General features: G+C 72.9%; 16 protein-coding genes and 1 pseudogene. 10 read left to right on the plus strand and 7 right to left on the minus strand.

All coding sequences use genetic code 11. The features are described 5' to 3' along the window. Positions 1–37: 37 nt before the first annotated feature. A complete protein-coding gene (locus J4557_RS17925) occupies positions 38–1,630 on the plus strand; it encodes an AMP-binding protein (protein WP_208267809.1) in 1,593 nt (530 codons plus the stop codon). 13 nt (positions 1,631–1,643) lie between these two features. On the opposite strand, the gene J4557_RS17930 is transcribed toward J4557_RS17925, so the two are convergent. Continuing rightward, positions 1,644–3,161, minus strand: a complete 1,518-nt coding sequence (locus tag J4557_RS17930; protein WP_243775911.1) for an FAD-dependent oxidoreductase — start codon at positions 3,159–3,161, stop codon at positions 1,644–1,646. Between the two features lie 119 nt (positions 3,162–3,280). After that, positions 3,281–3,916, minus strand: a complete 636-nt coding sequence (locus tag J4557_RS17935; protein ID WP_208267811.1) for a class I SAM-dependent methyltransferase — start codon at positions 3,914–3,916, stop codon at positions 3,281–3,283. Positions 3,917–4,008: 92 nt separating this feature from the next. Between J4557_RS17935 and J4557_RS17940 the strand changes: the two genes are divergently transcribed. The 4 genes from J4557_RS17940 to J4557_RS17955 all read left to right on the plus strand — a co-directional run bounded on the left by J4557_RS17940 (position 4,009) and on the right by J4557_RS17955 (position 6,894). Further along, positions 4,009–4,725, plus strand: coding sequence for an ArsR/SmtB family transcription factor (locus tag J4557_RS17940; protein ID WP_208267880.1), 717 nt, complete (start codon positions 4,009–4,011; stop codon positions 4,723–4,725). A gap of 102 nt (positions 4,726–4,827) precedes the next feature. After that, the gene (locus J4557_RS17945; RefSeq protein ID WP_208267813.1) at positions 4,828–5,232 is read left to right on the plus strand and encodes a VOC family protein; all 405 of its coding nucleotides are present in this window, start codon (positions 4,828–4,830) and stop codon (positions 5,230–5,232) included. 46 nt (positions 5,233–5,278) lie between these two features. After that, the gene (locus J4557_RS17950; protein WP_307799934.1) at positions 5,279–5,617 is read left to right on the plus strand and encodes a YciI family protein; all 339 of its coding nucleotides are present in this window, start codon (positions 5,279–5,281) and stop codon (positions 5,615–5,617) included. A gap of 5 nt (positions 5,618–5,622) precedes the next feature. Then, entirely contained in the window at positions 5,623–6,894 is a 1,272-nt protein-coding gene (locus J4557_RS17955; RefSeq protein WP_208267815.1) for an RNA polymerase sigma factor, read from the plus strand. Between the two features lie 53 nt (positions 6,895–6,947). On the opposite strand, the gene J4557_RS17960 is transcribed toward J4557_RS17955, so the two are convergent. Further along, the gene (locus tag J4557_RS17960; RefSeq protein WP_208267816.1) at positions 6,948–7,718 is read right to left on the minus strand and encodes an enoyl-CoA hydratase/isomerase family protein; all 771 of its coding nucleotides are present in this window, start codon (positions 7,716–7,718) and stop codon (positions 6,948–6,950) included. Beyond that, positions 7,715–8,302: pseudogene (locus J4557_RS17965) on the minus strand (phosphotransferase family protein); the annotation flags it as partial. The pseudogene J4557_RS17965 and the gene J4557_RS17960, both read right to left, overlap by 4 nt. 81 nt (positions 8,303–8,383) lie before the next feature. Here J4557_RS17965 and J4557_RS17970 point away from each other — a divergent pair. Beyond that, positions 8,384–9,004 carry a TetR/AcrR family transcriptional regulator gene (locus J4557_RS17970; RefSeq protein ID WP_344407380.1) on the plus strand — a complete coding sequence of 207 codons (621 nt, stop codon included), beginning with the start codon at positions 8,384–8,386 and terminating at the stop codon, positions 9,002–9,004. Positions 9,005–9,073: 69 nt separating this feature from the next. Here the strand turns inward: J4557_RS17970 and J4557_RS17975 are convergent, their stop codons facing one another. From J4557_RS17975 to J4557_RS17985, 3 genes are all read right to left on the minus strand, one after another. Next, entirely contained in the window at positions 9,074–9,325 is a 252-nt protein-coding gene (locus J4557_RS17975) for a DUF4873 domain-containing protein (protein WP_208267819.1), read from the minus strand. A gap of 183 nt (positions 9,326–9,508) precedes the next feature. Then, complete coding sequence (locus J4557_RS17980; RefSeq protein ID WP_208267820.1) at positions 9,509–10,750, minus strand: cytochrome P450 family protein; 1,242 nt, start codon at positions 10,748–10,750, stop codon at positions 9,509–9,511. Between the two features lie 211 nt (positions 10,751–10,961). Then, positions 10,962–12,125 (minus strand): sodium:calcium antiporter, encoded by a 1,164-nt coding sequence (locus J4557_RS17985; protein WP_208267822.1) that lies wholly within the window; start codon positions 12,123–12,125, stop codon positions 10,962–10,964. A 414-nt stretch (positions 12,126–12,539) separates the two neighbouring features. Between J4557_RS17985 and J4557_RS17990 the strand changes: the two genes are divergently transcribed. The 4 genes from J4557_RS17990 to J4557_RS52180 all read left to right on the plus strand — a co-directional run. Further along, positions 12,540–14,525, plus strand: coding sequence for a heavy metal translocating P-type ATPase (locus J4557_RS17990; RefSeq protein WP_208267824.1), 1,986 nt, complete (start codon positions 12,540–12,542; stop codon positions 14,523–14,525). A gap of 97 nt (positions 14,526–14,622) precedes the next feature. Beyond that, a complete protein-coding gene (locus J4557_RS17995; protein WP_208267826.1) occupies positions 14,623–15,027 on the plus strand; it encodes an ArsR/SmtB family transcription factor in 405 nt (134 codons plus the stop codon). A 112-nt stretch (positions 15,028–15,139) separates the two neighbouring features. Further along, a complete protein-coding gene (locus J4557_RS18000; protein ID WP_208267828.1) occupies positions 15,140–15,784 on the plus strand; it encodes a dihydrofolate reductase family protein in 645 nt (214 codons plus the stop codon). Positions 15,785–15,920: 136 nt separating this feature from the next. Next, on the plus strand, positions 15,921–16,100 hold a 180-nt coding region (locus tag J4557_RS52180), incomplete at its 3' end, for a BlaI/MecI/CopY family transcriptional regulator (protein ID WP_372442497.1).

Below are 16,100 nucleotides of genomic sequence, written 5' to 3' on the forward strand. Positions count from 1 at the left end.
GTAGGCGTGTCGCGCACCACAGCGCAGAGTATGGCTCATGCCCACCTCGGATGACACATCACGGACCGCCGCGGACCCCGCGGGCGCCGCCGCACGGACGGCCGCGCAGATCGAGTCCTGGCTGGCCGACTTCGACGCGGCCGGGGCGTGCGCCGCGCATCTGCTGTGCGACCGCCATGACCCGTCCGCCATCGCGTTCACCTTCGTCGAGCCCGATCTGAGCGCCCGCGATCTCACCTACGGGGACCTGGCCGAGGCGTCAAAGCGCCTGGCCGCGGCGCTCGCGGCGCGCGGGGTGGCCGCCGGCGACAACGTCGCGGTGCTGATGGGCAAGCGGTTCGAGCTGGTGGTGACGCTGCTGGCGATCTGGCGGCTGGGCGCGGTGCACGTGCCCCTGTTCACCGCGTTCGCCACTCCGGCGATCGAGATGCGGGTCAGGGCCGCCGGCGTCCGGCTCGTCGTCACCGAGCCGAGCCAGCACGGCAAGATCGAACGCCTGCTCCGGGACGGCGTGACCGCGCTCGTCACCGGACCGGACTTCGACGCGCTCGTCACCGGCGGCGCGCCGCCGGCCGAGGACGCGGCGGTCGGCGGGAGCGGAACCCTGATCCGGCTGTTCACCAGCGGCACCACCGGCGAGCCCAAGGGGGTCCCGGTGCCGCTCAAGGCGCTGGCCGCCTTCTCCTGCTACATGCACTACGGGCTCGACGTCACCGCCGAGGACGTGTTCTGGAACGCCGCCGACCCGGGCTGGGCCTACGGGCTGTACTACGGCATCGTCGGACCGCTGGCGCTCGGGCGGCGCAACCTGCTGCTGAACGCCGGATTCACCGCCGAGAGCACGATCGCGGTGCTCAGGGCGTTCGGGGTGACGAACTTCGCCGCGGCACCGACCGTGTACCGGGCCCTGCGCCGGGAGAGCACCGACGGTGTCCGCCTGCGCCGCGCCTCCTCGGCCGGGGAGCCGCTGACCCCCGACGTCCCGGCCTGGGCGGCCGGCGCGCTCGGCGCCGAGGTCCGCGACCACTACGGGCAGACCGAGCACGGCATGGTGATCGCCAACGCCTGGCACCCCGACCTGGCCGCGCCCGTCAAGCCCGGCTCCATGGGCAGGCCGCTGCCGGGGTTCACCGCCGGCGTCGTCGGCGACACGATCGCCCTCGACGCCACCGCCAGCCCGCTGATGTGGTTCGGGGGCTACGACGGCGCGCCGGAGAAGACCGCCGAGCGGTTCACGCCCGACGGCCGCTGGTACCTGACCGGCGACGTCGGCACCGCGGACGCGGACGGGCACTACTTCTTCTCCGCCCGCGACGACGACCTCATCCTGATGGCCGGCTACCGGATCTCCCCGCTCGACGTCGAGAGCGCGCTGATCACCCACCCGGCCGTCGCCGACGTGGCCGTGGTCGGACGCCCTGACGAGCTGCGCGGAGAGGTCGTGGAGGCCTTCGTCGTCCTGGCCGGCGGCGCCGCGGGCTCTCCCGACCTCGTCGCCGACCTGCAGCAGCGGGTCCGCACCGGCTACTCCGCCCACGCCTACCCCCGCCGCGTCCACTTCGTGGACTCCCTGCCCAAGACCCCCAGCGGCAAGGTCCAGCGGTTCCTCCTCCGCCGCCTCGACGGCTGACGCACGAAGGCGGCTATCGGGTGACAGAGGGGTCGTCGGCGACCGGGAGCGAGGAGATGGCGGGTCCTTGCAGGACCGACCCGTCCGGGGCGAACCGGCAGCCGTGGCAGGGGCACTCCCAGACCCGTTCGGTGTCGTTGAAGCGCACCAGGCAGCCCGAGTGCGGACAGTGCGGCGACAGGACGTGCGCGTTGCCCTTGTCGTCCTTGTAGATCGCCTGGAGCCGGCCGTCGTGGCGAATGACGGCGCCCGACCCCCTCCGGAGGTCGTCGGCGGACCTGGTCATGGCGTGCAGATGATCGATCACCGTCCGCTTCGCCTTGGTCGCCACGGTCTGGGAGACCGTGCTCACCTCTTGCCGGGGGTGGTCCCGAGTGGGGGAGTAGAGGTCCGCCCACGGGGAGTCCTCTCCGCAGATGAGACGCGTGAGCAGACGACCCGACATGACCCCGTGGCTCATGCCCGAGCGGGCGTATCCCGTGGCGACGTACAGGTGGTCCTCGACCCGCCCCACGTAAGGGATCTTGTCGGCGGTGTCCAGGTCCTGCGCCGACCACCAGTAGGCGACGTCGTCGATCCGGAAGTGCCGGCGGGTCCACTCGACCAGGCGCCGCTGCCGGTCGGCGACGTCGGTGGTGCCCGGCGGGAACGACTCGCCGGTGACCAGCAGCAGCCGCCGCCCGTCCCGGTACGGCGCGGTCCGCACCGATCGCGTGTTCTCCTCCCGGGTGATGTACAGGGCCCCCGGGTCGGATTCGGCCGCGATCGGTGCGGCGACCACCAGCTCGCGAAGCGGCGTCAGCCGCGAGTCGAGCGCCCGCGTGCCCAGCGCCGGGAAGAGGGTCGCCACCACCACGTCGCGGGCCCGTACCGTCGCGCCCGTATCGGTCGCCACCCGTGACGGCTGGCCCTGGGCCAGCTCGACTGCGCGGCTGCGTTCGTAGATCCGTCCGCCCGCTTTCGTGAACCTTTCGGCCAGGGCCAGGAGGTAGCGCCGCGGATGGAACTGCACCTGGTCCTCCACCCGCAGCGCGCCGGCCACCGGGTAGGGCAGGTCGGTGCTGGTCACGAAGGATGCCGGCAACCCCGCCTCCCGCGCGGCCTCCGCCTCGGCCCTCAGGTCCTCGACCCGGTCCGGACGTTCCACATAGACGTGGGACGGGCGCCGCTCGATGTCGGCTTCGATTCCCAGCCGCTCCGCGGTGGCGACCACGTGGTCGACCGCCTCCTGCTGCGAACGGGCGTACAGCCGCGCGGTGTCCGCGCCGTGAGCGTCGCGCAACTGCGCGAAGATCCAGGGGTGCGCCGCCGACAACCGGCCGGTGGTGTAGCCCGTGACGCCCGCCGCGATCCGGTCGGCCTCCAGCAGGACGACCGATCGGCCGGCCTCGACCAGTTCCCAGGCGGTGGCGATTCCGGCGATCCCTCCGCCGATGACCGCCACGTCCGCGTCGACGTCCTCGTCGAGCACCGGGTAGGACCTCGGGCGTGTCGACGCCATCCAGTACGACTGAGCGGTTCCCTCGACCATGCGGCTCCCTCGTCTTCGACGTGCAGAACTTTGCCCTGCCATTGCTCGTCAAACACGGGAAGGTGAAACCGGCGGCATCGAGATGGCGCTTACCGGCCCGGCCGTTACGGAACGGTCGCTCAGGTGCGGCGGGCGGTGATCCAGGTGAAGGGCTGCACGCCGCCCGCCGGAGTGCGGTGCTCGTGACGGCGGCTGTGCAGGAGGGTGAAGCCGCCGCCGAGTTCGGCGGCCAGTTCCTCAGCGGTCCAGCGGGTGACGGGCAGTCCGGAGCAGTGGGTGGGGCCGTCGGCGGCGAAGGTGCCCAGCACCACGATGCCGCCGGGTTCGGTGGCCTGGCGCAGGGCGGCAAGGTAGGCGGCCCGGCCGGCGGGATCGGCGAGGAAGTGGAACACCGCCCGGTCATGCCACACCGTCCACGTGCGTGCGGGCTGCCAGGCCAGCAGGTCGGCGCGGACCCAGGTGACGGCTCGCGGTGCGGCCCCCAAGGCCGTCTCGGCGGCGCGGCGGGAGGCGTCCAGTGCCCGGCCGGACACGTCCAGCACCGTGATGTCGCCGAAGCCGGCCTCGACCAGCCGGACCGCCAGCGGGGACGCGCCGCCGCCCACGTCGATCACCCCGGCGCGCCGGTCGCCGGCGGCCTGCAGGATCAGGTCCAGGGACGGCTGCGGCTGCCGCTGGAACCAGCTCACCCGGTCCGCGCCGCGGTCGCGGTACACGTCCTCCCAACGCGCGGCGGATCCGGGATCCGTGCTCAATGTCCGCCTCCGATGGTGATCCGTGACGGCCCGCACCGTCCTCACTGGCTACGATATTCCAAGAAGTATTGGAATAGCCTGGTGGGGTGGGTATGTCGAGCGCGAAGGCGCGGGTGTACGCGGGGTTCGCGAGGATCGGGAAGGCGCTGTCCAATCCGGCCCGGCTGGAACTGCTGGACCTGCTGGCCCAGGGGGAGCGCGGCGTGGAGGAGCTGGCGGCCGCCGCCGGGATGAAGGTGTCCAACACCTCCGCCCAGCTCAAGGAACTCGCCGGGGCCGGGTTGGTGGCCTCGCGCCGGTCCGGCACCCGGGTCGTCTACCGCTTGGCCGACGCCCAGGTCGGGGTGTTCGTCGAGCAGGCCAAGCAGCTCGCGCACGCGCGACTGCCCGAGGTCCGCGACGCCGCCCGCGCCTGGCTGGGCGAGGTCGACCATCTGGAGCCGGTCACCCGCGACGAACTGGCCCGCCTCGTGGACGGCATCGGCGGAGGGGAGGGGGACGGTGGCGGGGTGGTGGTGCTGGACGTCCGCCCGTCCGCCGAATACGCCGCCGCGCACCTGCCCGGCGCGCGCAGTATCCCGGTCGACCAGCTCGCCGACCGGCTGGACGAACTCCCCGCCGAGGCCGAGATCGTGGCCTACTGCCGGGGACGCTACTGCCTGATGTCGCTGGAGGCGGTCCGGCTGCTGCGCAGCCACGGCCGCAGGGCCCGTCCGCTGCTGTCCGGCGTGACCGAATGGCGCGCCGACGGCCGCCCCGTCGCCGCCGGTGCCCCAGCCGGTGCCGGCGATCCGGTCGGTGGATCCTGATCCGGTGCGCGATCCCGCATTCCTCTCGCGAGGTGTCGGATCGGGGGCGTCGCCGTTCGTCTTGGTGGTGACACGAGATCCGCCTACGCAAAGGAGCCGGAGATGCCTCCGACGCTGAACACGATCGACGTCATCGTGTCCGACATCGACGCGGCGATCGCCTTCTACCGCCGTCTCGGCGTGGACTTCACCGTCGACCCCGCCCACCCCGACCACGCGGGCTGCGACCTGCCGAACGGGCTGCACCTCATGCTGGACACCGAGAAGTTCCGCGCCTCGGCCCAGACCTCGGGCTGGACGCGTCCCGAGGGCGACCCCCGCGCCTTCCTGGCCTTCCAGTTCCCCGCGCCCGCCGACGTCGACGCCGTGTACGCCGAGCTGACCGGCGCCGGCCACCGGGGGATCCAGGAGCCCTGGGACGCGTTCTGGGGAATGCGGTACGCCACCGTCGCCGACCCCGACGGCAACGGCGTCGACCTGTACTGCCCCCTGTCCGCCGGCCGGTAGCCGCCGGACGAGCCGAGACCAGCGGCCACCGGGAAGGATCGAGACCGTGAAGTACGTGCTGATGTTCGTCGAGACCGAGCAGTTCGCGCGCGAACTGGAGGCGATGACCGAGAGCGAGCGGCAGGCGGCGTTCGAGCGGGTCGGGCGGTGGTTCGCCGATCACGCCGCCCACATCACCCACCACGCCCACCTGCGACCGGCCGAGACCGCGACCACGGTGCGGCTCGAAGGCGCCGGGCCGATCGTCACCGACGGGCCGTTCGTGGAGGGCAAGGAGGTCGTCTCCGGCTACGCCGAGGTCGACGTCGAGGACCTCGACCAGGCGCTGGCCATCGCCCGCGACTGGCCGGCCTGCCCCGTCGTCGAGATCCGTCCCATCGACTGACCGCCGTGCCCGAAGACCGTCCCGGCCCGCGCCGCCAGGCGCATGACGATGCGCACGGCGATGCGCGCGACGAGCTGGCCCGCGTGGTGCGCGAGCACGCGGGCCGGCTCACCGCCTGCCTGGTGCGGGTGCTGGGCGACTTCGCCGCCGCCGAGGACGTCGTCGCCGACGCGGTGGAGACCGCGCTGCGCCGCTGGCCCGCCGAGGGCGTCCCCGACCATCCCGACGCATGGCTGCTGACGGTCGCGCGGCGGCGCGGCATCGACGTGCTGCGCCGCCAGGCGAACTACCGCGACAAGCTCGCCCGGCTGCGGTGGCCGCCGCAGCCCGATCCCGACGACCGGCTGAAGCTGATCTTCACCTGCTGCCATCCCGCCCTGCCCCGGGAGGCGCAGATCGCGCTGACGCTGCGGACCGTGTGCGGCCTGACCACCGCCCAGATCGCCGCCGCGCTCGTGGTCGGCGAATCGGCGGTCGCCCAGCGCATCTCCCGCGCCAAACGCAAGATCGCCGCCGCCGGCATCCCCTACCGGATCCCCGGCGACACCGAACTGCCCGACCGGTTGGACCAGGTGCTGACCGTGGTCTACCTGCTGTTCAACGAGGGCTATCTGACCACCGCCGGCGACCGGCCCCAGGCCGCCCACCTGGCGGACGACGCCGAATGGCTCGCCGCCCAGCTCGCCTGGCTGATGCCGAAGCAGCCCGAGGTCCTCGGCCTGCTCGCCCTCGTCCGCCTCCACCAGGCCCGCGCCGCCGCCCGCTTCACCTCCGCCGGCGACCTGGTCCCGCTCCGCGACCAGGACCGGAGCCGCTGGGACCACGCCGCCATCGGCGAGGCCATCGGCCTGCTGGAACGCGCCGCCACCGCCAAGCGCCCCGGCCCCCACCAGGTGCGGGCCGCGATCGTCGCCTGCCATGCCGAAGCCCCCACCTGGGACGACACGGACTGGGCCCAGATCCTGGTGCTCTACGACATCCTCCTCGCGCTGGCCCCGTCCCCGGTCCACCGCCTGCACCGCGCCGTCGCCGTCCACCACGCCCCGCCGCCTCGGGGCGGCCCGTCCAACGCCCTGGCCGCCCTCGACGCCCTGTCCGCGGCCGACCGGCGCATCCTGGAGCGCTACCCGCTCTACCACGCCACCCGCGCCGAACTGTTGCGCGCCGTCGGCGACAACGACGCCGCCCGCACCGCCGACCAGCACGCCCTGGCGCAGACACGCAACCCCGCCCAGCAGACCCTCCTCCGGCACCGACTCGACCAACCCCTCACCTGAACCAGGGCAGCCAACGGCGGACACGGCCTCTCACCGAACGCCGGCCTTACGACTCACCGGCCCTTCCACACGGGCTTGCGCTTTTCCATGAAGGCGGCGGCGCCTTCTCTGGCGTCCTCGCTGGAGAACACCGACCGCTGGAGTTCCTTGTTGCCTTGGGCCGCCCGCGCAGGGTCGGTGACGCCGAGCCGCACGAGTTCCTTGACGGCCGCCAGCCCCAGCGGTGCGTTCCCGGCGATGCTCTCCGCGAGGCCGAGGGCGGCGTCGAGCACCTGCTCCGGCGGTACGACCGCGTTGATCAGGCCCACCTCGTAGGCGCGCGCCGCCTCGATCGGTTCGCCGGTCATCGTCATTTCGAGGGCGACGGCCAGCGGGATGCGGGTGCCGATCGCGGTGCCGCCGCCCGCCGGGTACAGCCCTCTCTTGACCTCGGGCAGGCCGAACCTGGCGGTCTCGGCGGCCACGATGACGTCGCAGCCGAGAAGCAGTTCGAGGCCGCCGCCGACCGCCGTGCCGTTGGCGGCCCCGACCACCGGAACGGTGAGCTCGCCTCGCAGCAGCCGATCGAAGCCCGCCATTCCCTCGGACGAGCCGCTCGCGCCGCCTCCCGAGGCGAACTCCCGCAGGTCCATTCCGGAACAGAAGATGCGGTCGCCGGCGGCGGTCAGCACGATCGCCCGGATCCGCGGGTCGTTCTCCGCGCCGGTCACCGCGCGGCCGATCGCGTCGATCAGCGCGGCGTTGAGGGCGTTGCGCGCGTCCGGGCGGTTCAGCCGGGCGATCAGGACGGCGCCGTGTCGCTCGGTCACCAGCTCGCCGGTCATGCGGTGTATCCGCTCGACTCGGCCAGGTCGGCGGCGCCCGCCATCAGGTCGAGCACGATGGGGCCGAACGCCAGCAGCTTCGCGTCGTCCCCGGCGCGCTGGTAGCCCTGCTCCAGCACCACCCCGAGTTTCCACTTGGCGAGGACGAGGTAGTAGTCGATGTCGTCGACCTGCCGGCCGGACACCTCGGCGTAGTGGCCGAGCATCTGCTCTCTGGAGGGCATTCCCCGCAGGTCGACGTAGCTGGCCTCCGCGGCCTCCGGCGCGCCGGTGTCCTCGGGCCAGGACTGCAGCATCCAGCCGAGGTCGAGCTTGGGGTCGCCGATCGTGCCCATCTCCCAGTCCACCAGCGCCGCGAGCCGGGCGGGGGCGCCGTCCCGGTACATGACGTTGGCGAACTGGTAGTCGCCGTGCATGATGCCGGGGACGTAGTCCAGCGGCCGGTGGGCGCGCAGCCATACCGCGGCCACGTCGAAGCCGGGCAGGTCGCGGCCCTTGATCCGGTTCAGGAACGTGGTCCAGCGCTCGACCTGGCGTTCGTGACTACGCCAGCGACGCCTCCTCGTACACGACGGGCTCCCTGCTGAGAGTCGATGGCCTGGGCCCCGTCTGACCCCTGCGGGATTCCTATGAGTGAGATTCCGGTTTCCGGTCGAACGGACGACGTGGCGAGCCGCATCGCCCGGCGTGCCCTGGCCAAACGGGGCGCCGGGTACACCAGCGAGGTGCGCTGCCTGCTGGACGCCGCGCTCGAGGTCATGAAGCGGTGCGGCACGTCGTCGCGTCCGCGCGTGGCCGACATCGTGAGGGCGGCCGGGCTGTCGAACGAGGCGTTCTACCGGCACTTCCCCTCGAAGGACGCGCTGGTCGCCGCCCTTCTCGAGGACGGGACCGAGCGCTTGTACGGCTACGTGGCGCACCAGATGTCCAAGGAGCCGACGCCGGAGGGCAGGGTGCGCCGCCGGGTCCGGGGCGTGCTCTCCCAGGCCTGCGAGGAGAGCGCCGCGACCACGCGTGCCGTGCTCTGGAACGCGGGGGCGGTGAGCGAGGTGAGCGGTTCCGCGTCCCCGATTCCGAGCGACCGGCTCGCCGAACTGCTGGCGGAGCCCTTGCGCGAGCTCGGCAGCGCCGATCCGGCCTTCGACGCCTCGCTGGCCGCCTACGCGACCTTCGGCAAGCTCGGTGGCCATCTCTGGAGCGGGAATCCTCCGACGGACGGCGACGTCCGCCGCGTCACGGCGTTCTGCCTCCGCATGGTCACCCCGGTGAACGGCGAATCGGCATAGCGGCGCGGCCGGCCGCGCCGCGCGCCCCGTCCAGGCGCAGAGCCTCGACGCCGGGGGAGGCGGGTCTTCTCAGGCGAAGGGCGGCGGACCGCTTCCGACCAGCGTGATGACGTCGGACCAGGCTTCCGAGCCGCCGAGCGTGACCTGCGCCTCGCGGCCGTCCGGAAGGCGCAGCGTCCGGTCGTGGGGGTCGTCGGCATCGAAGTCGGCGATGGTCGCGGTTCCGGACCACTCCCGCTGCTTGGCGCGCAGATCGACGTAGACCTCGGTCTCGATCCCGCCGCTGCTGATCAGGGTGGCGGGTCCCCGGTAGCGGCTCATGGCCGGACCTTCTCGTCGGGTCCCGCGTGGAGTGTCCTCATGAAGACGCACCCTAGCGGTCGGGTCGGACGTTCCCGGCCGTGCCGCTTCCCCTGGAGCATCGGTGGAGGACGCTGGTCACCTTCGGGTCGGTCGCGACGAGGGCGCCACGGTGCCGGCCCTGTCGTCCGCCCTGGCCTGCTGTCAGGCGGCTGCCTTGAGGCGGGCCGGGAGGGTCCGGTGGCCGTTGGAGATGAAGGAGTCGAGCGGAAGGAGCTCGCTCGGCTGCACGGCGAGACCCAGCTCGGGGAACCGGGTGAACAGCGCGGGCAGCGCGATCGCCGCCTCCAGCCTGGCCAGCGGCGCGCCGAGGCAGTGATGGACGCCGTAGCCGAACGCCATGTGCTCCTTGTCGGCGCGGGTGACATCGAAGAGGTCGGCGTCGGCGCCGTGCGCCTGCGGGTCGCGGCCGGCCGCCGCGTAGCAGGCGAGGATCGCTTCGCCCTTGCGGAGTGCGGTGCCGTCCTCCAGCTTGATGTCCTCGACGGCGAAGCGCAGTGGCAGGTTGGCGATCGGGGGCTCGGCGCGCAGCGTCTCCTCGATGACGTCGGCCCAGGTGGCGTGTCCCGCTCGGACCAGAGCCAGCTGCTCGGGACGGGTGAGCATGGCGTGGACGGCGTTGTCGAGGAGGTTGACGGTCGTCTCGTGCCCCGCGCTCAGGAACAGGACCAGCGTGTCGACCAACTCCTCCTCCGACAGCGGTGAGCCTTCGTCGCGGGCCGCGATGAGGGCCGAGGAGAGGTCGTCCGCGGGACGCGCGCGCTTGTCCCGGACGACGCCGCGCAGGATCTCCTGCATCCGCGGAAACGCCGCGGCGGCCTCCTCCGGCCCGGTCGTGGTGCGGAAGAACGCGTCGACGCAGCGGCGCATCTCGTCGCGCGCGTCCGGGTCCCCGATCCCGAACAGCTCGCAGATCACGGCGATCGGCAGTGGGTAGGCGTAGCGGTCGCGCAGGTCCACCGCCTCGCCGGGGGCGGCGGCGTCGAGCTCGTCGAGCAGCGCGGCGACGATCGCCTCGATGCGGGGACGCAGTGCGGCCGTGCGGTGCACGGTGAACGCGCTGGAGATCAGCCGCCGCAACCGCCGGTGGTCAGGGCCGTAGGCGGTGAGCATGTTGCGCACCGCGACCCAGGCGAACAACTGCCAGCCCGGGCCGACCTCCCCGTTGATCAGGGGCGGCCAGTGCAGGGAGGCGTCCTTCGAGACGCGGTCGTCGGTCAGCAGCCGGCGCAGCAGCGCGGGGCTGCTCACCGCCCACGCCTCGACGCCACCGGGGAGGACGACGCGCGCCGCGGGGCCGCGCGCGCGTATGCGGGCGGCGTCGCCCTGGACGTCGCGCCCGGTGGGATCGATGGCGAACGGCTCGTCGTTCCTGGAAGTGCGCATCGGACCCTCCGTCTGTTCGATGGTGCCGAACGGTCATCAGGACGCACGAACCGTTGCCGCCGTCGTCGCGCCGCCCAGCGGCCGGCCACGGCCTGCCGAGGATCGGCGATCGCCGGCACCGCGTTCGACCGAGCGTCTCCCTCCCAAGGTCCGTCAGGCCGCGTTCGTCCGCAAGAGGCGCCGGCGCCGCGGCGCCTCTCGCGGACGCCGGTCAGGACAGGATGAGCACCAGGCCGCCGGCGAAGACCAGGTAGAAGGCTCCGGCGACGGTCAGGCGGGCCGGGGTGAGGCGGTGCGCGCGCATGGTGGCCAGCAGGTACGCGATCGCGGCCATGGTGACCAGTCCCGACCAGGCCAGCGCGTGGTCGAACTTCCAGGAGGTGAACAGCAGGCCGAGCCCCGAGGGGACGGTCGCCTGGATCATCATCGCGCCGGAGATGTTGGCCAGCGCCAGCTTCGTCTTGCCCTGCCGGACCCAGATGATCGCGTTCATGATCTCCGGCAGCTCGGTCGCGATCGGTGACAGCAGCAGCGCGGTCACCGCCGCGGGCAGGCCGATCATCGGCCCGATCGCGTCCAGCTGGTGCACGAACAGCTGCGACGACACGAAGATCACCGCGAGCGTGGCGAGCGTCTGCGCCGCCACCGCCCAGGTCGCCGGAACCTGCCGGCGCGGCTGGAGCTTCAGCGGCTCCAGCTCGTCCTCATCGTCGGCACCGGCGTCCTGCGCACCGGGGGCCGTGTCGCCGGCGGCGTGGTCGGCCGCGTGCGGCGCCGCCGAGCCGGCGGACATCTCGCGCCAGAAGTACACCGCGTACACCGCGAAGAACGCCAGGCCGAGGACGGGTTTGAACGCGAACGCCACCAGCCCCAGCGCGACCTTGGCGACGAACACCGCCAGGAACCATCGCTGGTCCTTCACCAGCCGCGCCAGCTCTCCCGGCCCGGTGAGGATCTCCTGGTGCCCGTCGGAGGCGCCCGCACCGCCGTGACCCGCGGCGGTGCCGGCACCCGCATGCGCCCCGCCGACGGCGGCCCCGGCCAGGACGGCGGCGGTCTCAGCGCCCGCCAGCCTGCGGCGGCGCAGCAGCAGCGCCGCACCGGTCACCGCGTACGCGACGGTCGCCAGCGCCAGCGGCCCGCCCATCGCCGCGCCGACGCCGATGTCCCGGGCCTCGGCGGTCCCGCCGGTCGTCACCGCCACCAGCGTGACCACCGACTCCGGCAACGCGGTTCCGAAGGCGGCGAGGATGGTGCCCACCGCCATCTTCCCGACATTGAGCCGCCGGCCCAGCCACTCGACCGCGTTGACGAACCACTCGCACGACAGGTAGATCACGACCGCGCACGCGATCAGCAGCACGAAATGCCACACGACCCGTCACCTCAAGCCTTCCCGCGCTAGCCGTGCCGGGGGCGAGGACCATCAGGGGCGCGAATCCGGGGAGCCCACGACCTCGACCCTCCGACGACGCGCATGCGCCATCGTCAAAGGACCGAAGGTCTCGTCCACCCGCCTCAGCGGCGGGCCCGGCCACCGGGAACCATCAGGTTCCAGCATGTCGACGACCGGTTCGCAGGACTACTCCCCTTCGCAAACCCCAGGAGATTACCGCATCCCGCCCCGCCACGCGTGGTCGTCGTAAGGGGCGGGCGCCCTCGGCGCTCGGGAGCCGCACGGATCAGACATGAAAGTATGAACTATTGTTCATGTGTTCCTGCTACGGTGGATCGAGGCGGGCCCCGGGCAGGGCCCGCCTTCGACCGACGGCTCCCGAAGGACCCACCGATGTCATTCGCCTTGACCCGTCCGGCTCGCACCGCGGCCGACGGCGTGCCGTCCGGCGGACCGCCACGCCGCCGCCGCACTCAGGTGCTCGCGCTGCCAGAGGCGCGATGGGCGGCGGCCGCGCTGGTGCTGTCCGCGGCCGGGCTGCCGGTCTACCTGCTGGACGGACCGGCCTGGGCATGGGGTGCGCTGTTCGCCGCGACCTACGTCACCGGCGGATGGGAGCCGGGCTGGGCCGGGCTGAAGGCACTGCGCGGCAGGACGCTCGACGTCGACCTGCTGATGGTGGTGGCGGCGCTGGGCGCGGCGGCGATCGGGCAGGTGCTGGACGGAGCGCTGCTGATCGTCATCTTCGCCACCTCCGGCGCGCTGGAGGCGGTCGCCACCGCCCGCACCGCCGACTCGGTCCGCGGCCTGCTCGACCTGGCTCCCGCGACCGCAACCCGCCTGGACGACGACGGCACCGAGCACACCGTGCCCGCCGACCGGCTCGCCGTCGGCGAGACGATCCTCGTGCGGCCGGGCGAGCGGGTCGGCGCCGACGGCCGCGTCCTGGACGGGGCGAGCGAGGTCGACCAGGCCACGATCACCGGTGAGCCGCTGCCGGTGGCCAAGCAGGCCGGGGACGAGGTGTTCGCCGGCACCCTCAACGGGACCGGTGCGCTCCGGGTGAAGGTCGAGCGGGATCCGTCGGATTCGGTGATCGCCCGTATCGTGGCGATGGTCGAGGAGGCGTCCGAGACCAAGGCGCCGACCCAGTTGTTCATCGAGAAGGTCGAGCAGCGCTACAGCGCGGGGATGGTCGCGGCGACGCTGGCGGTGTTCGCCGTCCCGCCGGCCTTCGGTGCGGATCCGACCGCATCGCTGCTGCGCGCCATGACGTTCATGATCGTCGCGTCCCCGTGCGCGGTGGTCCTGGCCACCATGCCGCCGCTCCTGTCGGCCATCGCCAACGCCGGACGGCACGGCGTGCTGGTCAAGTCCGCGGTGGTGATGGAGCGGCTCGGCCAAGTCGACCAGGTTGCGCTCGACAAGACCGGCACCCTGACCGAGGGCGTCCCGCACGTCGTGGACATCCGTGCGCTCAGGGGCGCGGGCCTGACCGAGGACGCCCTGTTGCGGCTGGCGGCGGGAGCCGAGCACCCCAGCGAGCACCCATTGGGCCGCGCCATCGTCGAGGCCGCCCGCAGCCGCGGTCTGGACGTGCCCGCCGCGGCCGACTTCTCCTCCGCCCCCGGGACCGGAGTCACCGCCACCGTCGACGGCCACCGGGTCGCGGTCGGCAGCCCGGCCCGGCTTCGGACCGGACGCGGCGCCCATCCCGCGCTCGCCGTGGCCGAGCGGCTGGAGGAGCGGGGCCGCACCGCGGTGCTGGTCGACATCGACGGCGCCCCGGCCGGCGTGCTGGGCGTCACCGACCGGCTCCGGCCCGACGCCGCCGCCACCGTCACCGCCCTGACCGCCCTCACCGGCACCGCGCCGGTCCTGCTCACCGGCGACAACGCGCGTGCCGCCGCCCACCTGGCCGATCAGGCCGGCATCGGCGACGTCCGCGCGGGGCTGCTCCCGCACGACAAGGTCACCGCCGTCCAGGAACTGGAACGCTCCGGCCGCAACGTGCTCCTTGTCGGAGACGGAGTGAACGACGCGCCCGCGCTGGCCGCCGCCCACACCGGCATCGCCATGGGCCGCGCCGGATCCGACCTCGCGCTGGAGACCGCCGGCGCCGTCATCGTCCGCGACGAACTGGCCGCCGTCCCCGCCGTCGTCGGCCTCTCGCGGCGGGCGCGCCGGCTGGTGGCGCAGAACCTGGCGATCGCCGCCGTGTTCATCACCGGCCTGGTGATCTGGGACCTGGCCGGGACCCTGCCGCTGCCCCTCGGCGTCGCCGGACACGAAGGCTCCACCGTCATCGTCGGCCTCAACGGTCTGCGCCTGCTCTCCGAGCGTGCCTGGCGGCACGCCGGCCGCCCCGGACACCGGTGAGTGCCTCCGCCGATGGCGACGGACGCGGTCCCAGCGGACCCGCCACGCATACATGAACATTGGTTCATGTATGCGTGGCGCGGCGTACGATGGCGGCATGGGCCACGGAGCTGATCGATCGGCCGGCGGCGTCCCACGCCGACGCCTGGACGCGGCCGGTGCCGCGAGGGTGGCCACCACGCTGCAGGCCCTGGCCACCCCCTCCAGGCTGCTGATCCTCTCCCGGCTCCGGGAAGGTCCGCTCCCGGCCACGGAACTGGCCGCCGAGGTCGGCATGGAGCAGTCCGCCTGCTCCCACCAACTCAGGCTGCTGCGCAACCTCGGCCTGGTCACGGGCACCCGGAAGGGGCGGTCGGTCGTGTACACCCTGTACGACGACCACGTCGCCGAACTGCTGGACCAGGCCCTCTACCACGTCGAGCACCTGCAGCTCGGCCTGACCGATGCCCCGGGTTCCCGCGAAAGCGTCACGGACGACGCGTCCGTGACGGCCGTCCCTTAGCCCTCAACTGCAAGCTCGCCCTCACCCCCCGCTGGTGTCGCCGGAGCGATGAGTCCGCCGGCGTCCCCAGGTCCACCTCTCAACCGAGACAGCCGATCCAGCGGGAGTGACCATGGGCCTCATCCACATCGAGATGTTCGCGACCCTCGACCTCGTCGGGCAGTCGCCCGGCGGTCCCGACGAGGACCCGGTGGGGTTCCCGTTCGGAGGCTGGCAGGCGCCCCTGCTGGACGACGTCGCCGGGGCGCAGATCGGTGCCGCGTACGAGGGCACGGACGCGCTCCTGCTCGGCCGGCGGACGTACGACATCTTCGCCGCCTACTGGCCGCACCAGGAGGGCGGCCAGGACAACGAGATCGCCGCGCTCTTCAACAGGGTGCCCAAGTACGTGGCCTCCCGCGGCAGGCCCGACCTCTCCTGGGCCGGGTCCTCGCAACTCGGCCCGGACCTGGCCGCCGCGGTGCGCGAGATCCGCGACAAGCACGAGAACGTCAAGGTCGTCGGGAGCCTGAACCTGGTGCAGACGCTCCTGCGCGAGAAGCTCTTCGACCGTCTCGACCTCTGGGTGCACCCGATCGTGCTCGGCGTCGGGAAGAAGGTGTTCGACGGCGGTGCGGTGCCCGCGAACGTCTCGCTCCTCGAGCCGCCGGTGGCCAGTCCGAACGGCACCGTGTACCTGCGCTACGGGCTCTCCGGCGGCACGCCCGCGACGGGGGATATGACCGCCCCCGATCGCGGCACCGGGCGCAACGCCTGAAGACGCCCGGCGCGAGGCGGATCCGCGGCGCCTCCCGCGACGCGGCCTTCCGCGCCGATTGGGCCAGGTCCGAGACGTCCCCTTTTCACCGTGAGTCGGTTCTCCGGCACAATGTGGGGAGGACGGAGGTGGCCGTGTGGCCGGGTTGGCTGGATCGCTTGAGCGTTCCGTCATGGACGTGCTGTGGGGGGCGCCTGGTCCGCTGCGGGTCCGTGAGTTGCTGACGAGGCTGAACGAGGACGCGGGGAAGAAGCTCGCGTACAACACGGTGCAGACGGTGGCCGAGCGGCTGGCGCAGAAGGGGATGGTGCGGCGC

This window comes from Actinomadura nitritigenes (genome assembly GCF_017573545.1).
In the GTDB taxonomy this organism is placed as follows: Bacteria; Actinomycetota; Actinomycetes; order Streptosporangiales; family Streptosporangiaceae; genus Spirillospora; species Spirillospora nitritigenes.